Origin of the sequence: Parasphingorhabdus sp. (assembly GCF_036964675.1) — a bacterium.
Taxonomy (GTDB): domain Bacteria; phylum Pseudomonadota; class Alphaproteobacteria; order Sphingomonadales; family Sphingomonadaceae; genus Parasphingorhabdus.
Genome location: NZ_JBALTF010000054.1, coordinates 3,370 through 20,265, shown reverse-complemented (window position 1 = coordinate 20,265; position 16,896 = coordinate 3,370). Strand labels below are relative to the sequence as shown.

Here is a 16,896-nt window from a genome sequence, read left to right as displayed (position 1 = left end):
AGCGCCGGGGAAGACGGGGTCGCGGTGGACCTGATCAGCCTGACCGCCGACCGCGCGAAATTACGGGTCGACGGACGGACGATCGAAGCCATTTATTATGACGATCACCGCACCCTCTATCTGGCCTTGCCCAAACGTTCGCTGACCGTCACCGATCTGACCGGACTCAGCGCGTTGGAAGATGCCGGTGGCGGCGGCACCGTGGTCGCGCCGATGCACGGGCTGTTGCTGGAAATATTGGTCGAAACCGGAACGCGGGTCGCCAGGGGCGACAAGCTGGCCGTGCTCGAGGCGATGAAGATGCAGCATGAGATCCTCGCTGAAATCGACGGCACGGTCGAAACGATCGCGGCGACGGCGGGCAAGCAGATTGCGGCCGACGATCTGATCCTGGAGATTGTCGCGGATGAGGAAAGCGAAGAAACCGACAGCTGATAACGACCGTTCGTGCTGAGCTTGTCGAAGTACGATCGGTCGTTGCGCGCCCTTTGACAGGCTCAGGGCGAACGGTAAGAGGAGACACACCCATGAACAATAAAATCTGCGACATGCTCGGCATTGAATTTCCGCTGGTCGCTTTCTCCCATTGCCGCGATGTCGTGGCCGCCGTCTCCAGAGCCGGTGGCATGGGTGTATTTGGCGGGGTCAATTGCTCGCCGGAAATGCTCGAAGAGGAGCTCAGCTGGATCGATGCCCATGTCGATGGCAAACCCTATGGGCTGGACATCATCGTCCCGAACAAGGTCGAAGGAAAGGGTGAGCAGCTTGATCACGAAACCGTGCTCGCCTCGATTCCCCATGAAATGAAGCAATTTACCAATGAGATACTGCAGCGTCATGGCGTCGATGCCGGACGGATTGCCGAAGACATTGAAGCCGTCCGCCGGGAACAGGTCGCGTTCACTGACAATTTGCGCGGCGGCACTGCAGCGGCTGTTCTGGAGGTCGCTTTCCAGCATCCGATCAAACTTATTGCCAATGCCCTGGGCATCCCGCCGCAAGTGATGCTGGACATGGGGCAAAAGCATGGCGTTCCGGTTGCGGCTCTGGTCGGGACCAGAGACCATGCAATGAATCAGGTCGCAGCAGGTGTCGACATCATCATTGCCGTCGGCGGCGAAGCGGGCGGCCATACCGGCGAGATATCGACCATGGTGCTGATCCCCGAAGTCTGCAACGCGCTCGCCGAAATTGGCGATGATACGCCGGTGCTCGCGGCTGGCGGCATCGCCACCGGCGCGCAGATGGCCGCGGCCATGGCGATGGGCGCGAGCGGGGTCTGGTGTGGCTCGGTCTGGCTGACCACGGTCGAAGCGGAAACCAATCCGGTGGTGAAGCAGAAAATGCTCGCCGCCACCTCACGCGATACGGTGCGGGCACGGTCGCGCACCGGCAAGCCTTCGCGGCAATTGCGCTCACCGTGGACCGATGCCTGGGAAGCGGACAATGCGCCGACTCCGCTGCCGATGCCATTGCAGTCGCTGGTCTCCGAGCCGCCATTGCGGGTGATCGACAAACTCAGCCAGGGCGACAATCAGGGCGCCAGAGATCTAGCCACCTATTGGGTCGGACAGGGCGTCGGCCTGATGAACGAACAGATGACCGCCGGTCAGGTGGTGCAGGGCTTCAAGGAAGATTTCATCACCGCTTATGAAAGACTGGCTGGCAATCTGGGCGAATGACAGTCCCCTATCGATCCTGAGCTTGTCGGGGTTTCGATTGCGCCATATGCTGTGGCCCGCTCTGCAGAGACGGAGCCGGGATTGAGGATCGGATGACAGCAGCAACGCAGCCCCTGGCCGGGATCAAGGTCGTCGAATTTTCCACCATGATCACTGCCTCGCTGGCGACAATGATGTTTGCCCAGCAGGGCGCGGATGTGATCAAGGTAGAACCGCCCGGCATCGGTGATCCGATGCGCTGGCTCGGCAGTCAGAAAGCCGGTATTTCCGGCCTGTTCCACAATTGTAATCAGGCCAAACGGTCGATCACCCTCGATCTCAAAGCCGCCGAAGACCTTGCCCATGCCCGCCAGCTCTGTCTGCAGGCCGATGTGGTGATCCACAATTACCGGCCGGGCGTGATGGACCGACTGGGACTGGGCAGCGAAGCACTGCGCGAGGAAAAGCCGGAACTGATCTATTGCACCATCACCGGCTTTGGTCATGAAGGCCCGCTTTCGGACCGCCCCGCCTATGACCATGTGATGCAGGCGATGGCCGGGTTCATGACCTTGCAGGGCCATCCCGAAGGGTTTGCCTATGTCAAAACCCTGATCTGCGACAAGATCACCGCCTATACTGCGGCGCAGGCAATCACTGCGGCGCTGTTTGCCCGCGAACGCACCGGCCGCGGCCAGCATATCGATCTGTCGATGCTGGAAAGCTGCATCGCCTTTCTCTGGCCGGACGGCGGCATGCACTTGACGCTGCACGGCGAAGATGTAGCGCATGGCGCGCCGTTCGCTGATTATTACCAGCTGCCGCTGCGGACCACCGATGGCGCGATCGCTTATGCGGCGATGACCGATGCCCATTGGGATGCAATATTCGATATCGTCGGTCGCGCCGACCTGAAGACCGAAGAGAAATATAAGGGCATGGCCAATCGCAGCATCCATATGGCGGAACTGGCTGCGATCATCGCCAGCGAGAAGCCGGAGATGACCAGCGCCGAGATGGTCGCCACTCTCGCCAGACAGGACGTCCCGGCAGCGGCCTGTTTGTCGCTCGCAGATTTGCCCGCCAATCAGCAGGTGCTGGCCATGGGCATATTCGAACAGACCGACCATCCGCTGCTCGGCCCGGTGCAACATGTCACGCCGCCGGCCCGTTTTGGCGGCAGCAAGCTGGCGCCCGCTGGTCCCAGTCCGGCGCTGGGTGAGCATAATGCGGAGATTCTCGCCGAGCTCGCTGCCCACCCGCAACCATAGATTGCGTCAATCGATTTGGCGCGTCGCCATCTGGTTGCGTAGTTCTGCAATCCGGCTATTCTCTGGAAAAAAATAAGGAGAGAATCGCATGACCTGGCAGATGGCCGATATCTGGGAAAATATTGCCCTGGCAATTCCCGACAAACCCGCGATCGTTGACGGCGACAAACGCTATAGCTGGGCCGAATATGAAAATCGCGCCGCCCGGGTCGCCCAGATACTGACCGACCATGGCCTCAAGGCCGGCGCGAAACTCTCGATCTATTCCTATAATGCAGCAGAATATATGGAGACCCAGTTCGGTGCTTTCAAAGCGCGGATCTGCCCGGTCAATGTCAATTATCGCTATCTTGAGGCGGAACTGACCCATGTGATCAACAATAGCGACAGCGAGGCGCTGGTTTTCCAGGCCCAATTCGCCCCGCGCGTCGCCGCAATTCGCGACCAGCTCGACCAGGTCAAACTCTTCCTCGAGATCGATGATGGATCGGGCGAGCATCTCGAAGGCGCGGTATCTTATGAACAGGCGCTGCAAAGCACGGAACCGATGCCGGTGATCGAACGGTCGGACGATGATCTGTACATGCTCTATACCGGCGGCACCACCGGCATGCCCAAGGGCGTGATGTATGATCACAAGACTTTTGCCAGCCGATTGCTCGCCAAGGGGTTCGAAATGCGGATGCTGGAACCGCCAGCCGATGCATCCGAATTTGGCCCGCTTGTCCAGCAACTGCATGCCGCTGGTGCGACCCCGCGCGCCATTCCCGCCTGCCCGCTGATGCACGGCACCGGCATGTGGATCGGCGCGATGATCCCGCATAGTCTCGGCGGCTGCGTGATATTGTTCAACAACAGCCATTTCGACCCCGCAGCGCTCTGGCAACTGGCGGAGGACGAAAAGGCCACAGACATCACCATCGTCGGCGATGTCTTTGCCAAGCCGATGCTCGCGGCCCTGGATGACGCCAAGGCCGCAGGGAAAGTCTTTGATCTGTCATCGCTTTTGATGATGGGCTCCTCTGGCGTGATGTGGTCGACCGAAGTGAAACGCGGCCTGCTCGCGCATTTGCCGCATATGGCGATCGTCGACAGCATGGGCTCGACCGAGGGCAGCATGGGCACGGCGATCACGACGGTGGAAAATATCGGAGACGACCAGACCGCGAAATTCGAGCTGAACCCGACGACCAGGGTGCTGACCGAGGACGGCAAGCCGGTGGAACCCGGCTCCGGCGAAATGGGCCTGATCTGCAACGGCGGGATGGTGCCGCTCGGCTATTATAAGGACGAAGCCAAAAGCGCGGCCACCTTCAAGACATTTGACGGCGTTCGCTATTCGATTCCCGGCGACTTTGCCACCGTCGAAGCGGATGGCTCGATCACTCTGCTCGGGCGCGGCTCCGCCTGCATCAACAGCGGCGGCGAAAAAATCTTCCCCGAAGAAGTCGAGGAAGCACTCAAGACGCATGAATCGGTCTACGACTGTCTGGTCATCGGCCTGCCCGACGACCGCTTCGGCCAAAAGGTGACGGCGGTCCTCTCAATGGCGGCAGGCGCCCGGTTCGACGACGCGGCGCTGGCCGAGCATGTCCGCTCGAAACTCGCAGCCTATAAGGCCCCTCGCGCTTTTGTTCTGGTTGACGAGGTTCCGCGCGCCGCCAATGGCAAAGCCGGCTACAAGGCGGCCAGGGAAATCGCGTTGCAGCGTCTGCAGGTGCCGGCATAGGGCAGACGAGCGGCCCGCAACCTGCAGACCAACTGTCTGAACAACCATTGACGGACGGTCCGCAACCGCGCCATGGACGGTCGATGCTTGTCGAGCTCATTCACAATCCTGCCTCAGGCACCCATGACGAATTCCGTCTGGACGTCCTCTCTCATGCGTTTCAGGCGTGCGGGGCGGAGGTGCGACTGGGCCAGACCGAGCAAGACGGGCGGTTCGAGATTCATCCCGATGCCGATCTGGTCTGCCTGTCCGGTGGCGACGGGGCCTTGCGGCTAGTCGTCACATCAATGGCCAGGTCCGGATTGGCGAAACCGCTCTGCATATTCCCCGCCGGCACAGTCAATCTGGTCGCCAGGGAACTCGGCTATTCTTCCGATCCCGAAATATTTGCCCGCGAGATCATGGCGGGCTTTCTCGCCAGGGATGGAGCGCGGCTGGCAGCGCCGCTGGTCACCAGCGACGGTCAGCCCTTTGTCGCCTGTATCAGCGCCGGTCCGGATGGTCAGGCGGTGGCCCGGCACAGCCCGGCGCTGAAGCAACGGATCGGGGGAGCGGCCTATGCCTGGTCGCTGATGAAGCTGCTCACCAACTGGCCGCAGCTCAGCTTTTCCTTGGCGGTGGAAGCACCCGGCGGATTGAAAACGCAGCTGAGCAGCGCCGCCTTTTACGTGATCAAGGCCCATCATTATGCCGGCAACTGGACGCTGGCACCAGCGGCGGACATGGCATCGGACATATTCCACGTAATATCGCTGACCCGGGCGCGGCGTCGGGATTTTTTCCGCTTCCTGGCAGTTGTCGCGCTTGGCCGGGATCCGGCGCGGCTGGATTTTGTCCAGTCGCTACCGGCTTGCCGCCTGACGATAACGGCAGATGACGAACCAACACGACTGGCTGCTTTTCAGGTGGATGGCGACATGCTTGCGGCGCAACCGCGGGAGATCAGGATGACCGGCCAGACGGTCACCTATTGCCTGCCACTGCCGGATTGAAAGCCGGTTGCTAGGCCGCCCGGCAATGGGCCGCGATCAGATCGACCATCTCCGGCAATTTGCTCGGCGGCAGATCATGGCCCATGCCTTCAACCAGCTCAAAACGTGCGCCTTTGACATTGGCCGCGATATCCCGGCCACAAGCGAACGGAATCAGCGGATCATCAGCCCCGTGGATGACCATGGTCGGCGCGCTGATCCGATTGGCAACCGGCCGCAAATTCCCGGTATCGATGATTGCCGCCATCTGGCGTTTCGGGCCGGGCGGGTAAAAGCCGCGTTCCTGCGCCAATTTCATCATCGCCCGGCGTTCTTCCGGACGGCTGCGGCCTTCTTCCGATGCGATCAGCGACGAGAAGGCCAGGCCCAGTTCCAGAGCCTCGTCCGGAGTCCGCGCCTTGGCTCGCGCCGTCTGCATCAGCACCTTGCGCACATCGGCATTGGCACCAGGCAGACCCGGACCATTGGTCGAAGACATGATCGGCGTGAAGGAAAGCACCCGTTCGGCGTGATCCGCCGCTATCAGCTGACCGATCATGCCGCCCATCGACGCGCCAACAATATGCGCCCGGTCAATCTTGAGCGCGTCGAGCACGCCAACCGCATCCCTCGCCATATCGCTCAAATTATAGGGCGCCATTTGCCGGCGCGGGAAAAAGCGTTTGGCGACCATTTGACGGATCGGATGCGGCGCCCGAACGCCATCAAATTTGAAGGAAAGGCCGACATCACGATTGTCAAAAGTGATGACCCGAAATCCTTTTTCGACCAGACCGTTGACGAAATCCATCGGCCAGTAGATCAGCTGCGCCGTATAGCCCATGACCAGCAATATGGCGGGGTCCTCGGGCTTGCCGTGATCTTCGGCTTCAATATTGATGCCATTGGCGATGACTTGCATGGACTGTTCCTGACCGATACCAAAACAGGATCAGTAACAGAAAGCACAGACGTTACAAGAACCGCGGCTCCCTCCGGCTAGGGCGTGTTTGTCCGGTCTGGCTGGCCAGTAGCATTATCCGCCATATTGGCGTTGCTACCGACCGTCACCGTGCCCAGTCGGGCAACCTGATTGTCCTCATCGACCACTGCGCGCGCCGCCAGGATCATCGGCACCTGAATCGCCTGCGCCGACAATTTGCCGATGCGGATGGTGTAATTGCCGTAAGGCACACCGTCGAACAGGAAGAAGCCGTCAAATTCGGTTTGGGTCTCACGGACAACGCGGCCGTTGCCGTCGACCAGTTCCAGCCCGACACCGGCGATCGTGCCGCCGCCGCTGCGGATCAACGTACCCTCGACTTCGCCGGCACTGACCAGCGGCAATTCGATCGTCATCGCGACTCCCGGCCGCGGCGTGATCACCACACCAGGCAAGGCAGGCTGTACATAGGGGTTGGGCAAGCTGCTGCTATCAATCCCGATCAACACCGGCCGGAACGGTTGCAGATTGTCGATGACCGCGCGGCCATTGGCGTCGGTGGCAGCAAGGGCCACCGTCTGCCCGGCGGTCAGTTCGACATTTTCCGCCAATCTCTCTCCCGCCTGGCGAATACCGTCTCCATTTGCATCATGGAACACGATCGCCAGCGCTTGCCCATTATTAGCTAACTTGTTGTTAGAGAGACGAAATTTTCCGGTTCGCGGATCGGGGCCCAGGCTGAAAGCAAGATTGAGTCCGGCCGCGATCGACCCGTCGGTGGCGGCTTCGGCGCTGGCGGTGAGCGAAAAGCGTTCGAAACGGCGAATGATCCCGATTCCCGCGCGCCCACGGTCCAGCCCGGCGTCATAGCCAAGCTCCGCGCGCCAGTCGGATCGTTCCCCGGCGCGCCATTCTCCGGTAAAATTGACCCTTTCAAAACGCGTTTCCGGGGCCAGACGATAGACCGCTTCACCGCGCAACCTGACCTTGCCGATCCGGCCATTGGCGAGCAGCCGGGCGCCGAGACGGTCTGGCGGATCCGGCCCGACATCGCTGAATCTCTTCTCCCAATTGAGTTCGCCGGTCAGCGACAGGCGATTCAGATTGAGCGACAGGCGACCGGTTATGTCGAGACTATCGCGCCCGTCGGAACGGGTTTCATATTGGGCGTCAATATGGATGGGCACTGCTTTACTACCGATCTTGAAACTGTGATCGACGGCCAGACTATGCCGGGAATCGACATATTTTTCAATCTGGTCGGAGATAAAGCCGCCCCGCGCCCAGACCGATTCGGCGGTAATATAGCTATTGCCAAGCTGACCGAGCAATTGGCCGCGAAACGCCGTCCCGCGACCCATGTCCGACGCGGCCGACAGTTCCACCAGTGTCGGCCCCATCGCCCGGCGGACCGATCCTTCCAGATAGTCATAGCGATGACCCTCAAGCTGGAGACTGAACAGGGATGCCGCAACCGAGGTTCTGGCGTTAAGTCCGCGTTCCAGTCCGACTCCGCCGCGCCAGCCCGCCTGGCGGATCGGTGAAAATGCCCCGAGCCGGATCAGATCCTCGCCGGCTTCGTGGATGCCGGCCCAATAATAGGTTTGTCTGGGTGGAATCGAGTCCAGCCCCACCGGAATGACTTTGATATCGCGCCGAACCTGCCCCTGCGGTCCATAGAGCACGACTTCAAAGCGATTCTGGCCGTAGAGCAGCGGCACATCGATAAATTCATAGCGGCCATCGGTACGGTTTTCGGCAAAGGCGAGCAGCTGGCCGTTGCGGTATAGTTCGGCGTCCCAGCCATTCGGCAGTTCTCCCCGGAAACTGGTGCGGTCGAAATTGTCCGGCCGCTCGATCGGACGGTTGGTCACCAACGCCCCGCGGCCAGCGACAGACTGGGAAACCAGCGGCGTGGAGAAGGTCGATACATCGCCCAAGGCAAAATGGGTCGCCTGCAGCGGCCCGAGCAGTTCACCCCTGGGGTCGGTCCGATAGGCCCGCACCCTCAGGTTTTCGGGCATACCATCATTGTCCGAAGAAAGCCGCGCATCGAAACTGGCTTTGCCGACTTCGCCGGACGCATAAAGCTCGTAGCGCAGGTCAAATTTCTGTCCCGATCTCTTGTCTCTCAGGCCACCGGCCGAAACCACTGCATCCACAGAGGGAGTCCGCCAGAATTTATAAGGTTCCGAAGATTGCGGCAGACCGGACAGATCGAAACTCTTGCGCGGACGAATCTTGGCGGCCTGTTCCTTGCGCGCCAGCGCGCGTTCAAAGGGCAACTGGGTCTCGGACTTGATGGTCAGCAACGCATTGGACAGGTCGGGCGTGAAATCGACATCGAACCAGTCCGACAGGCTCTGCACAGCGATGCACCAACCCTCTGGCACATCATATATTTGCCCGGGCAGCAACTTTTTGCCACCGCTCCCCTTTTGTACCATATTGCTGTCGCGATCGATGGTCAGCGTCTGGCTTTCCTCGAAGATCCAGCCAGTTGCGCGGCGCGACTTTTTGTCGAGACGGAGCGGAATATCCATGGCGATGATCATATCGGCGAGATCGACGCATATACCGGTGTCGGTTTGATAGCCTCTGACACCATCTCCAAGACGGTAATTGCCCGAGCGTAGATCAAACAACAGAGCATCATCATCGCTGGCGGACCAGCTGCTGACCGCATGAGCCGGCGATGCCAGAAACAGCGAAGCCGCCGAGATCGCAACGATGCCAGCGGCTTTGCCCAGAGCAGCAACGCCCCGGCCGACTATATTGTATCGCTGTTCCATGGTTTACATCATGACTATTTGGCGCCGTGGTGCCGTATCAAGTCATTGATAGAAAAAGACTATCGAAGAACCATATCGGTTTTGGCGATGAGCGCTCCACCATCATTTGCCAATTAATAATAGGCGACCGAGATTGGTCCGGTGAGCTGCGCTGCAACTTCCGGTGGCACCGGCAAAGAGACGGTCCGTTTGGTCACTTCCGGATAGACGGCGATGCCGCGCGCAATCATGACCGGCTCTGCCATGCCTGGTTTGGTGATACGAATTTCACCATAGGTTGAGCGATCACCGGACCGGCTAAGGTCAAAGGCGAAGGACTGACCATCGGCATCCTTTTCCATCCGGCCATTGGCAATGGCGGCAGTTGCCTGCAAATTTCCGTAGCGGACAATGATCGGAATGGTAACGCCATAGATTGGCGTGAGCGCGATCGTAAATCCGCCATCCGGCGCCGCCTGCTCGGTCACCGAACGCGCTTCGGGAATGGCACGGAAAAGAAGATGCACGCGATATTCGCCGTCGGCAAGACCTTCGGGTGCCCGCACGCCCAACCTTATCGCCTGCGGCTGATTGGGCGGCAGGGTAACGCGGCGCGGTGCATAACGGATCATCGCCGTTGCCGCGCGTTCGATATCATTGGCCTGTTCTTCGGTCACCTCTTCGAGGCGGCCGTCGGCGGTCATCCGACGCAACTCCAGAGAAATCCGGTATGTTGCTGTTTCCGAACCGATATTGTTCAAAATCACTTCGGTTCCGCGCTGGCCATCGAGCACGACTCGAGTCGGCGCGACCAGAAGGTCGCCGGCGGCCCGGGCCGGCATGCTTGCCACTGTCATCGCTGATGCGAGGGTGGCCAGCCCAATGCAACATGTCTTTAAAATCCTGAAACCCTTGATGGTCATGATAGTCTCCGTCTTTACTGGTCATAGATACGGATAGGCAGGCCTTCTGCGCCTGGTCCCACGTCGGCCTTATGGGCAAAGATGGTTACCAAAGCGCTAACTATGGGAAAGATGGGGTGGTGAGATTCATCTGTTTGGACCTGGTGGACCTAACAGCAAAAACCCGCCTGCAACCTAGTTTGCAGGCGGGTCATTGGGTGAAGATTAGGAGGGAGCGCTGGGCTCTCCCGGTCAGATCTTATTGATAGACAACGGCGACGTTGAATGAACCAACATAAGCACCGTCAGCCTGATTGGCACCGACACTCAAAACACCGCCAACGGAAAATGCGTCGGATCCGTCAAGAACGATGGTTTCGTCACTTGCGGAAAGCGCTGCGGTCATGGTGCCGTTTGGGCCGGTCAGTGTTACCGATGAATCAACCGAAACATCAACGGTTTCACCGGTCGTGCCCGAGACGTCAAAGCCGGCAGCCGTCGTCGTACCGGAGCAGACAAGTCCGGTGCCACAAGTTGCCGAGCCCGCAGCATTTACCGCAATCGTCGACGCGTCAGTGCCGGTTACAATCGTGCCAAAGTCGAGATTGGAGCCGTCAGAATCGACGGAAACCTGAGCAAGGATATTCGCACGGGCATCTGCCGTAGCAGTATCAGCGCGTGCGGCAGTTGCACTTATGGCGAATGCCACAAGCGCGGAAGAAGCCAAAGCGGCCTTCATAAATTTTGACATAGTTACTGGTCCCTATTTGTCGTTACGTTTCTGAAAGGACACATGCGGTGTAGTCCGACCAAACCCATCTGGCCGACCATCGCCTGTATCAACATTCAGAGGCTCCGATCCAAGGGAAAGAATAAGCCTTTGCTGCAAGTCATGGTTAATTTGAGCTTAATAGGCTAGTAGGTTGAAATACATAGATTTTTTCTCTTATAATCCGCGCACTGCGACCACCGGGCCGAAGCATTTCGCAGCCGGTTTCGGCGTAGACGACTGCTGAATCCTAAATATGTTCGCCGGTGAGGCGCTGGCAAATCAGGTCGAGTTGATCAAGATTGGCATATTCAATCGCCATCACACCGCCCTGCCCGTTCGACTGGATTTTTACCTTCAGCCCGAGCAGATCCCCGAGATGCGCTTCCAGCGCCTGGATATCTGCATCCGCCTCTGACATGGATGCCAGTTTTTTTGCCGAGGGTGGCTTTTTGGCGGCCAGCGATTTTCGGACCAGCCGCTCGACATCCCGAACCGACAATCCCTGTTTGGCAATTTGTGGTGCCAATTCTTCCGCATTGGGCGCGTTGATCAGCGCCCGGGCATGGCCCATGGTCAGTTTTTCATCGACAACCAGCGCTTTAACGCTGGCCGGCAATTCGAGCAGACGCATCAGATTGGCGATATGACTGCGGGACTTCCCGACAATCTCGGCCAGCCTGGTCTGGCTATGCCCGTAATCAATGCTCAACCGGGAATAGGCTTCCGCCTCTTCGATGACATTCAGGTCCTTGCGCTGGACATTCTCGACAATCGCGATCTCGAAGGTTTCTTCATCGTTGAGATTGCGAACCACGGCGGGAATCTGGTGCAGGCGGGCGCGCTGCGCAGCTCTCCACCGGCGTTCGCCGGCGACGATCTGAAAATGCGTGCCATGCGGCCGCACGACGATCGGCTGAATCACGCCGCGTTGCCGCATGCTGTCCGCCAGTTCGTCCAGCGCATCGGTATCAAAACTCTGCCGCGGCTGATCGGGGTTTGGGCGGATATCCGAAATGGCAATGGAGCGCAGACCATCAGTACTGCTGGCCAGCCCGGTTCGTTCACTTTCGGACGCTTCACCGGTCACGATCGGCTCTTCCCGCTGGATTTCTCCGAACAGGCTGTTCAGCCCCCGACCCAGCCCGGTTACGCGCTTTGGTGCTTTCTTGTTCTTGTCGTCCAGGGCCTGATCATCAGCCATCACGCAGCCACCTTTCGATCCGGCAAGCGTCCAATCAGTTCGCGCGCAAGGTCGATATAGGCAACCGAGCCGCTGCAGCGATAATCATAGATCAGGGCCGGAAGGCCATGGCTGGGTGCTTCGGACAGACGGACATTGCGCGGGATCACGGTTTCAAACACCACATCACCCAAACAGGCCCGGACATCGTCGGACACCTGTTCGGTCAGCTTGTTGCGGCGATCATACATGGTCAGGACCACGCCCATCACCGAAAGCTGGCGGTTGAACCGGGCGCGGATGCGCTCCACGGTTTGCAGCAACTGGCTGAGACCCTCGAGCGCAAAAAACTCGCATTGCAGCGGCACCAGCAGGGATTCCACCGCGACCATGGCATTGAGGGTGAGCAAGCCCAGCGACGGTGGGCAATCAATCAAAATGATGTCCCAACGGCCATTGTCGGCGGCATCCAGAGCCTTTTTGAGACGGTGCGTCCGCTCTTCAAATTCGACCAGCTCCACTTCGGCCCCGGACAGATCGACGGTGGCGGGAACAATCTCCAGTCCCGGAACCTTGGTTTGGTTGATACAGTCGGATAGTGGCACATCATTGATCAGCAGATCATAGCTGCTGTTGATGCGGTCGCCCTGCGATAATCCGAGACCGGTCGACGCATTGCCTTGCGGATCGAGGTCTATTAGCAGGACTTTCCAACCGCTGGCGGCCAGCGCGGTGGCCATATTGATTGCTGTGGTGGTCTTGCCCACGCCGCCTTTTTGATTGGCTATTGCGATACGAACCATATCACGTTCTACCCTAAAATTAGGTTTCTAGCCCTTTCCCACCAATATACCGGCGTTCGGATCGGTCAAACTATGTTCCACGTGAAACATTTTTTGCCGTTTTGGCGACAGGCCCTTCAACTCCCTTACCGCATTTTTGCCTTTAGGTAAGAGCCAAACCGTATTTTCTGTGGAAAAGCGGTGTGAAAGTGCGATGAGTTGATCCAAAGGGGCAAAGGCGCGAGCACTAATGACGTCTGCCGGAAAGCTTTCCATATTCTCCAGCCGGTCGGCAACGACAGTCGCGTGATCGCCGATCCCGATCCGTTCGACCACCTGATTGAGAAATTCGGCCCGGCGCTTGCGGGACTCCACCATCTGGACCCGATAGGGGGACAGTATCGCGATCACTATCCCTGGAAAGCCGGCACCGGTTCCCAGATCAAGCCAGACCTTGCCGGCATCGGGCGCCGGCGCGTAGCGCAACAGTTGCGCGCTATCGACAATATGACGCGCCCAAAGACTGTCACCGCTGGCCTTGGAAATCAGATTCTGGTGCTGCATTTCCTCGCGCAGCAAAGCGCTGAACGTTTCGAGCTGCTGCCATGTTTCACGTGAAACATCAAATTCTGCGCGAAGCCAGGCTTGCGCTTCTTCTTCGGTCATGCGGCTATGTTCCTGCTATCGCGGCGACGGGCGTGGACGAGGATCGCGGCAAGCGCGGCGGGGGTTATGCCCCTGATTCGGGACGCGGCCGCCAATGTATCCGGACGGGCGGTGGTCAGGCGCTCGACCATTTCGTTGGAGAGCCCGGCAATCAGGGCATAGGCCATATCATTGCCGAGACCAATTTGCTCATTGGCCCGCAGGTCGCGCAACTCCGATTCCTGCCGATCGAGATAGGGTGCATAGCGCGCGTCTTCTTCGATCTCCGCCACCAGATCCGGCTCGCAATTTGTCAAACATGCTTCCATTTCTTCCAGTGATGCGATCGAGATATTGGGGAAGCGGAGCCATTGGAACAGGCTTTGCCTTGTGCCATCGCGACGCACATTGATGCCCAGTTTCACCAGTGCTTCGCTGCTATGAACGCTATCCAGAGCGTTCAATATGGCGCTACGGGACGCCAGGCGCTCGCTGAACCAACCCGCCCGCTCTGGCGATACACAACCCACCGCCATGGCAATCGGTGTCAGCCGGGTGGAAGCATTGTCGGCGCGCAGCCGCAGCCGATATTCGGCGCGGGCGGTCAGCATCCGATAGGGCTCGGTAACCCCCTGCAGCACCAGATCATCGATCATCACCGCCATATAGCTGGTGCCGCGGTCAAGGGTTGGCGCGTCCTTGCCCTGCACCGCGCAAGCGGCTCCGATACCGGCGATCAGCCCCTGGGCCGCCGCCTCTTCATAGCCGGTGGTGCCATTGATCTGGCCGGCGCAATAAAGCCCCTCCAGATCCCGGACCTTGAGCGACCGGTCCAGTGCCCGGGGATCGATATGATCATATTCAACCGCATAGCCGGGGACCAATATTTCCGCCTTCTCCAGCCCTTCCATCGAGCGGACAAAGGCAAGCTGGACATCGGCCGGCAATGAGGTGCTGATGCCGTTGGGATAGACGAGATTGCTGTCGAGGCCCTCCGGCTCGAGAAACACCTGATGCGAATCGCGATCGGCAAAGCGATGAATCTTGTCCTCGATCGACGGGCAATAGCGCGGCCCCTGCGCATCGATCGCACCACTGAACAATGGTGACCGGTCCAGCGAACCGCGAACAATCTCATGCGTCCTGGCATTGGTCCGACTGACGGCGCAGAATGTCTGCGGCACGCTGCGCCCTTTCGATAGCGGCGACATGGTCCATCCATCATCATCCGATGGCTGCTCGGGCAAGACCGCCCAATTGATCGTCCGGCCATCAAGCCGCGGCGGCGTTCCGGTTTTCAATCGCGCGATCGGCAGTCCGGCATCGCGAATCTGCTGTCCCAGCGAAACCGAGGCGGCCTCCCCCGTTCGTCCGCCTTCGACTGTTTCTTCGCCGCGAAACAATTTGCCGTTGAGAAAAGTTCCGGTCGCCAGGATAACGGCCCGGGCGTTGATCGTAGACCCGTCGGCCATGGCGATACCAGAGACGCGAGAATCGGACAGGATCAGACTGGCCACTTCACCTTCGACGATCGTCAGATGATCCTGCGCGTCGAGGATGCGGTGGATCGCTGCCTTGTAGAGCTTGCGGTCGGCCTGGATGCGAGGCCCCTGCACTGCCGTGCCCTTGGAGAGATTGAGCATGCGATAGTGAATGGCGGCGGCATCGGCCGCTCGTCCGATCAGCCCGTCAAAGGCGTCGACTTCGCGCACCAGATGGCCCTTGCCCAGACCGCCGATCGCCGGATTGCAGGACATCGCCCCGATGCTTTCCTTGGTGAAGCTGACCAATGCGGTCGACACTCCCATGCGCGCGGCGACAGCAGCTGCCTCGCAACCGGCATGGCCTCCGCCCACTACAATGATGTCAAATGTCCGCGTCATGCCGCGCCCATAGCCCAAGCGCATTTGCAGGTCAAAATCTACCGGTGGTGGCGCGCTGTTTCACGTGGAACAATCATTTGCCGATACAGAATTTTCCGAACAATCCGTCGAGCATATCTTCGGTACTCGCCTTGCCGGTGATTTCATCGAGCGCCTTGCGGGCCATGCGCAGATGCTCGGCGACGATCAGATAATCCGGCTCATCGATCATCGCCGCCAGGCTTTCGCTGGCGGCGGTCAGACGATCGGCCTGACGCGCATTGACGCTTACCTGATCGCCGTCGGGCAATATGTCTTTGGCACGGGTGACCAGATAGTCGACCAGCGCATCCATGCCTTGGCCGCTGACCGGTGACAGCGTGAATGAGCCCAAGGCTTTTGGGCTGTGGTCCGGATGATCGCTGCGGGAACTGACCTCGACCAGACCATCCACGCCTGGCCCCTGCCCTTCGTCGCCCAACCACAAGATGATATCGGCGGCGGCAAATTGCTGATGCGCCCGGTCGATGCCGATCTGCTCGATCGTCTCAGCTCCGCTCTCCCGCACACCAGCGGTATCGATGAAAAGAAAGGGTATCCCGCCCAGGGCAATCGGCACCTCGATCACGTCGCGCGTGGTTCCGGCAATATCCGAAACGATCGCCGCTTCGCGCTCGACCAGAGCATTGAGCAATGTCGACTTGCCGCTATTCGGCGGACCACCGAGCACCACCCTTATGCCATCGCGCAATTTTTCCGCCCGCGGGCGCGCCAGGAGATTGCGCATTTGCTCGACCAGCGGACGAGCGGCATTCTGAACCATGGCCGCCTGCTCGGGTGCAACATCATCCTCGTCGGAAAAATCCAGCTCGGCTTCGACCTGTGCCGACAGTTGCAATATCTGCTGCTGCCAGTCATCGACCTTGCGCGACAGCGCGCCGCCGGCATTACGGACGGCAGCTTTGCGCTGCAACTCAGTTTCGGCAAAGAGCAGATCGGACAGGCCTTCGGCTTCCGCCAGATCCATCTTGCCATGGGTGAAGGCCCGGCGGGTAAATTCGCCCGGTTCGGCCCGGCGCAGACCATCAATCTGCTCCAGCGCCGCTTCAATCGCCCGGATCACCGCACGGCCGCCATGGCAGTGGATCTCGGCCAGATCTTCTCCGGTCGCGCTATTTGGTCCCGGAAACCACAGGCACAGGGCCAAATCCAGCAGCTCACTACTAACCATATCGGTTATTTTTGACAGCGAAGCAACACGTGGCTTTGGTAAACTGCCGGTTAGCGATTCAAGCGCCTGCCCTGCCTCTGGACCGCTGATCCGCAGGATTCCGACCGCCGCCGGCGGCTGTCCGCTGGACAGAGCGAAAATAGTATCATCGGCGGTCATAATGGCAGAAAGCGGCG

At 59.4% G+C, this 16,896-nt stretch carries 14 protein-coding genes; 5 read left to right on the top strand and 9 right to left on the bottom strand.

Features of this window, described 5'->3' with window-relative positions; genetic code table 11:
* The 5 genes from V7665_RS10150 to V7665_RS10130 form a co-directional block, all read left to right on the top strand.
* On the top strand, window positions 1-435 hold a 435-nt coding region (locus V7665_RS10150; protein WP_335664421.1), incomplete at its 5' end, for an acetyl-CoA carboxylase biotin carboxyl carrier protein subunit.
* A 92-nt stretch (window positions 436-527) separates the two neighbouring features.
* Window positions 528-1,682 (top strand): NAD(P)H-dependent flavin oxidoreductase, encoded by a 1,155-nt coding sequence (locus tag V7665_RS10145; protein WP_335664420.1) that lies wholly within the window; start codon window positions 528-530, stop codon window positions 1,680-1,682.
* 92 nt (window positions 1,683-1,774) lie between these two features.
* Window positions 1,775-2,932, top strand: a complete 1,158-nt coding sequence (locus V7665_RS10140; protein WP_335664419.1) for a CaiB/BaiF CoA transferase family protein — start codon at window positions 1,775-1,777, stop codon at window positions 2,930-2,932.
* A gap of 88 nt (window positions 2,933-3,020) precedes the next feature.
* On the top strand, window positions 3,021-4,661 hold the full coding sequence (locus V7665_RS10135; RefSeq protein WP_335664418.1) for an acyl-CoA synthetase: 1,641 nt from the start codon (window positions 3,021-3,023) through the stop codon (window positions 4,659-4,661).
* Window positions 4,662-4,744: 83 nt separating this feature from the next.
* Window positions 4,745-5,653 carry a diacylglycerol/lipid kinase family protein gene (locus V7665_RS10130; protein ID WP_335664417.1) on the top strand — a complete coding sequence of 303 codons (909 nt, stop codon included), beginning with the start codon at window positions 4,745-4,747 and terminating at the stop codon, window positions 5,651-5,653.
* A 10-nt stretch (window positions 5,654-5,663) separates the two neighbouring features.
* Here V7665_RS10130 and V7665_RS10125 read toward each other — a convergent pair whose 3' ends face one another.
* The 9 genes from V7665_RS10125 to mnmE all read right to left on the bottom strand — a co-directional run bounded on the left by V7665_RS10125 (window position 5,664) and on the right by mnmE (window position 16,879).
* Window positions 5,664-6,554, bottom strand: a complete 891-nt coding sequence (locus tag V7665_RS10125; protein ID WP_335664416.1) for an alpha/beta fold hydrolase — start codon at window positions 6,552-6,554, stop codon at window positions 5,664-5,666.
* A 77-nt stretch (window positions 6,555-6,631) separates the two neighbouring features.
* Window positions 6,632-9,367, bottom strand: coding sequence for an MSCRAMM family protein (locus V7665_RS10120; RefSeq protein WP_335664415.1), 2,736 nt, complete (start codon window positions 9,365-9,367; stop codon window positions 6,632-6,634).
* A 113-nt stretch (window positions 9,368-9,480) separates the two neighbouring features.
* On the bottom strand, window positions 9,481-10,203 hold the full coding sequence (locus tag V7665_RS10115; RefSeq protein WP_335664414.1) for a molecular chaperone: 723 nt from the start codon (window positions 10,201-10,203) through the stop codon (window positions 9,481-9,483).
* 304 nt (window positions 10,204-10,507) lie between these two features.
* Window positions 10,508-10,999, bottom strand: coding sequence for a DUF4402 domain-containing protein (locus V7665_RS10110; protein ID WP_335664413.1), 492 nt, complete (start codon window positions 10,997-10,999; stop codon window positions 10,508-10,510).
* A gap of 268 nt (window positions 11,000-11,267) precedes the next feature.
* On the bottom strand, window positions 11,268-12,221 hold the full coding sequence (locus V7665_RS10105; protein ID WP_335664412.1) for a ParB/RepB/Spo0J family partition protein: 954 nt from the start codon (window positions 12,219-12,221) through the stop codon (window positions 11,268-11,270).
* Window positions 12,221-13,003 (bottom strand): ParA family protein, encoded by a 783-nt coding sequence (locus V7665_RS10100; RefSeq protein ID WP_335664411.1) that lies wholly within the window; start codon window positions 13,001-13,003, stop codon window positions 12,221-12,223. Before V7665_RS10100 ends, V7665_RS10105 begins: the two co-directional genes overlap by 1 nt.
* A gap of 27 nt (window positions 13,004-13,030) precedes the next feature.
* Window positions 13,031-13,648 carry a 16S rRNA (guanine(527)-N(7))-methyltransferase RsmG gene (gene rsmG, locus V7665_RS10095; protein WP_335664410.1) on the bottom strand — a complete coding sequence of 206 codons (618 nt, stop codon included), beginning with the start codon at window positions 13,646-13,648 and terminating at the stop codon, window positions 13,031-13,033.
* Window positions 13,645-15,510 carry a tRNA uridine-5-carboxymethylaminomethyl(34) synthesis enzyme MnmG gene (gene mnmG, locus V7665_RS10090; RefSeq protein ID WP_335664409.1) on the bottom strand — a complete coding sequence of 622 codons (1,866 nt, stop codon included), beginning with the start codon at window positions 15,508-15,510 and terminating at the stop codon, window positions 13,645-13,647. Before mnmG ends, rsmG begins: the two co-directional genes overlap by 4 nt.
* Before the next feature lie 73 nt (window positions 15,511-15,583).
* Window positions 15,584-16,879, bottom strand: a complete 1,296-nt coding sequence (gene mnmE, locus V7665_RS10085; RefSeq protein ID WP_335664422.1) for a tRNA uridine-5-carboxymethylaminomethyl(34) synthesis GTPase MnmE — start codon at window positions 16,877-16,879, stop codon at window positions 15,584-15,586.
* Window positions 16,880-16,896: the final 17 nt, after the last annotated feature.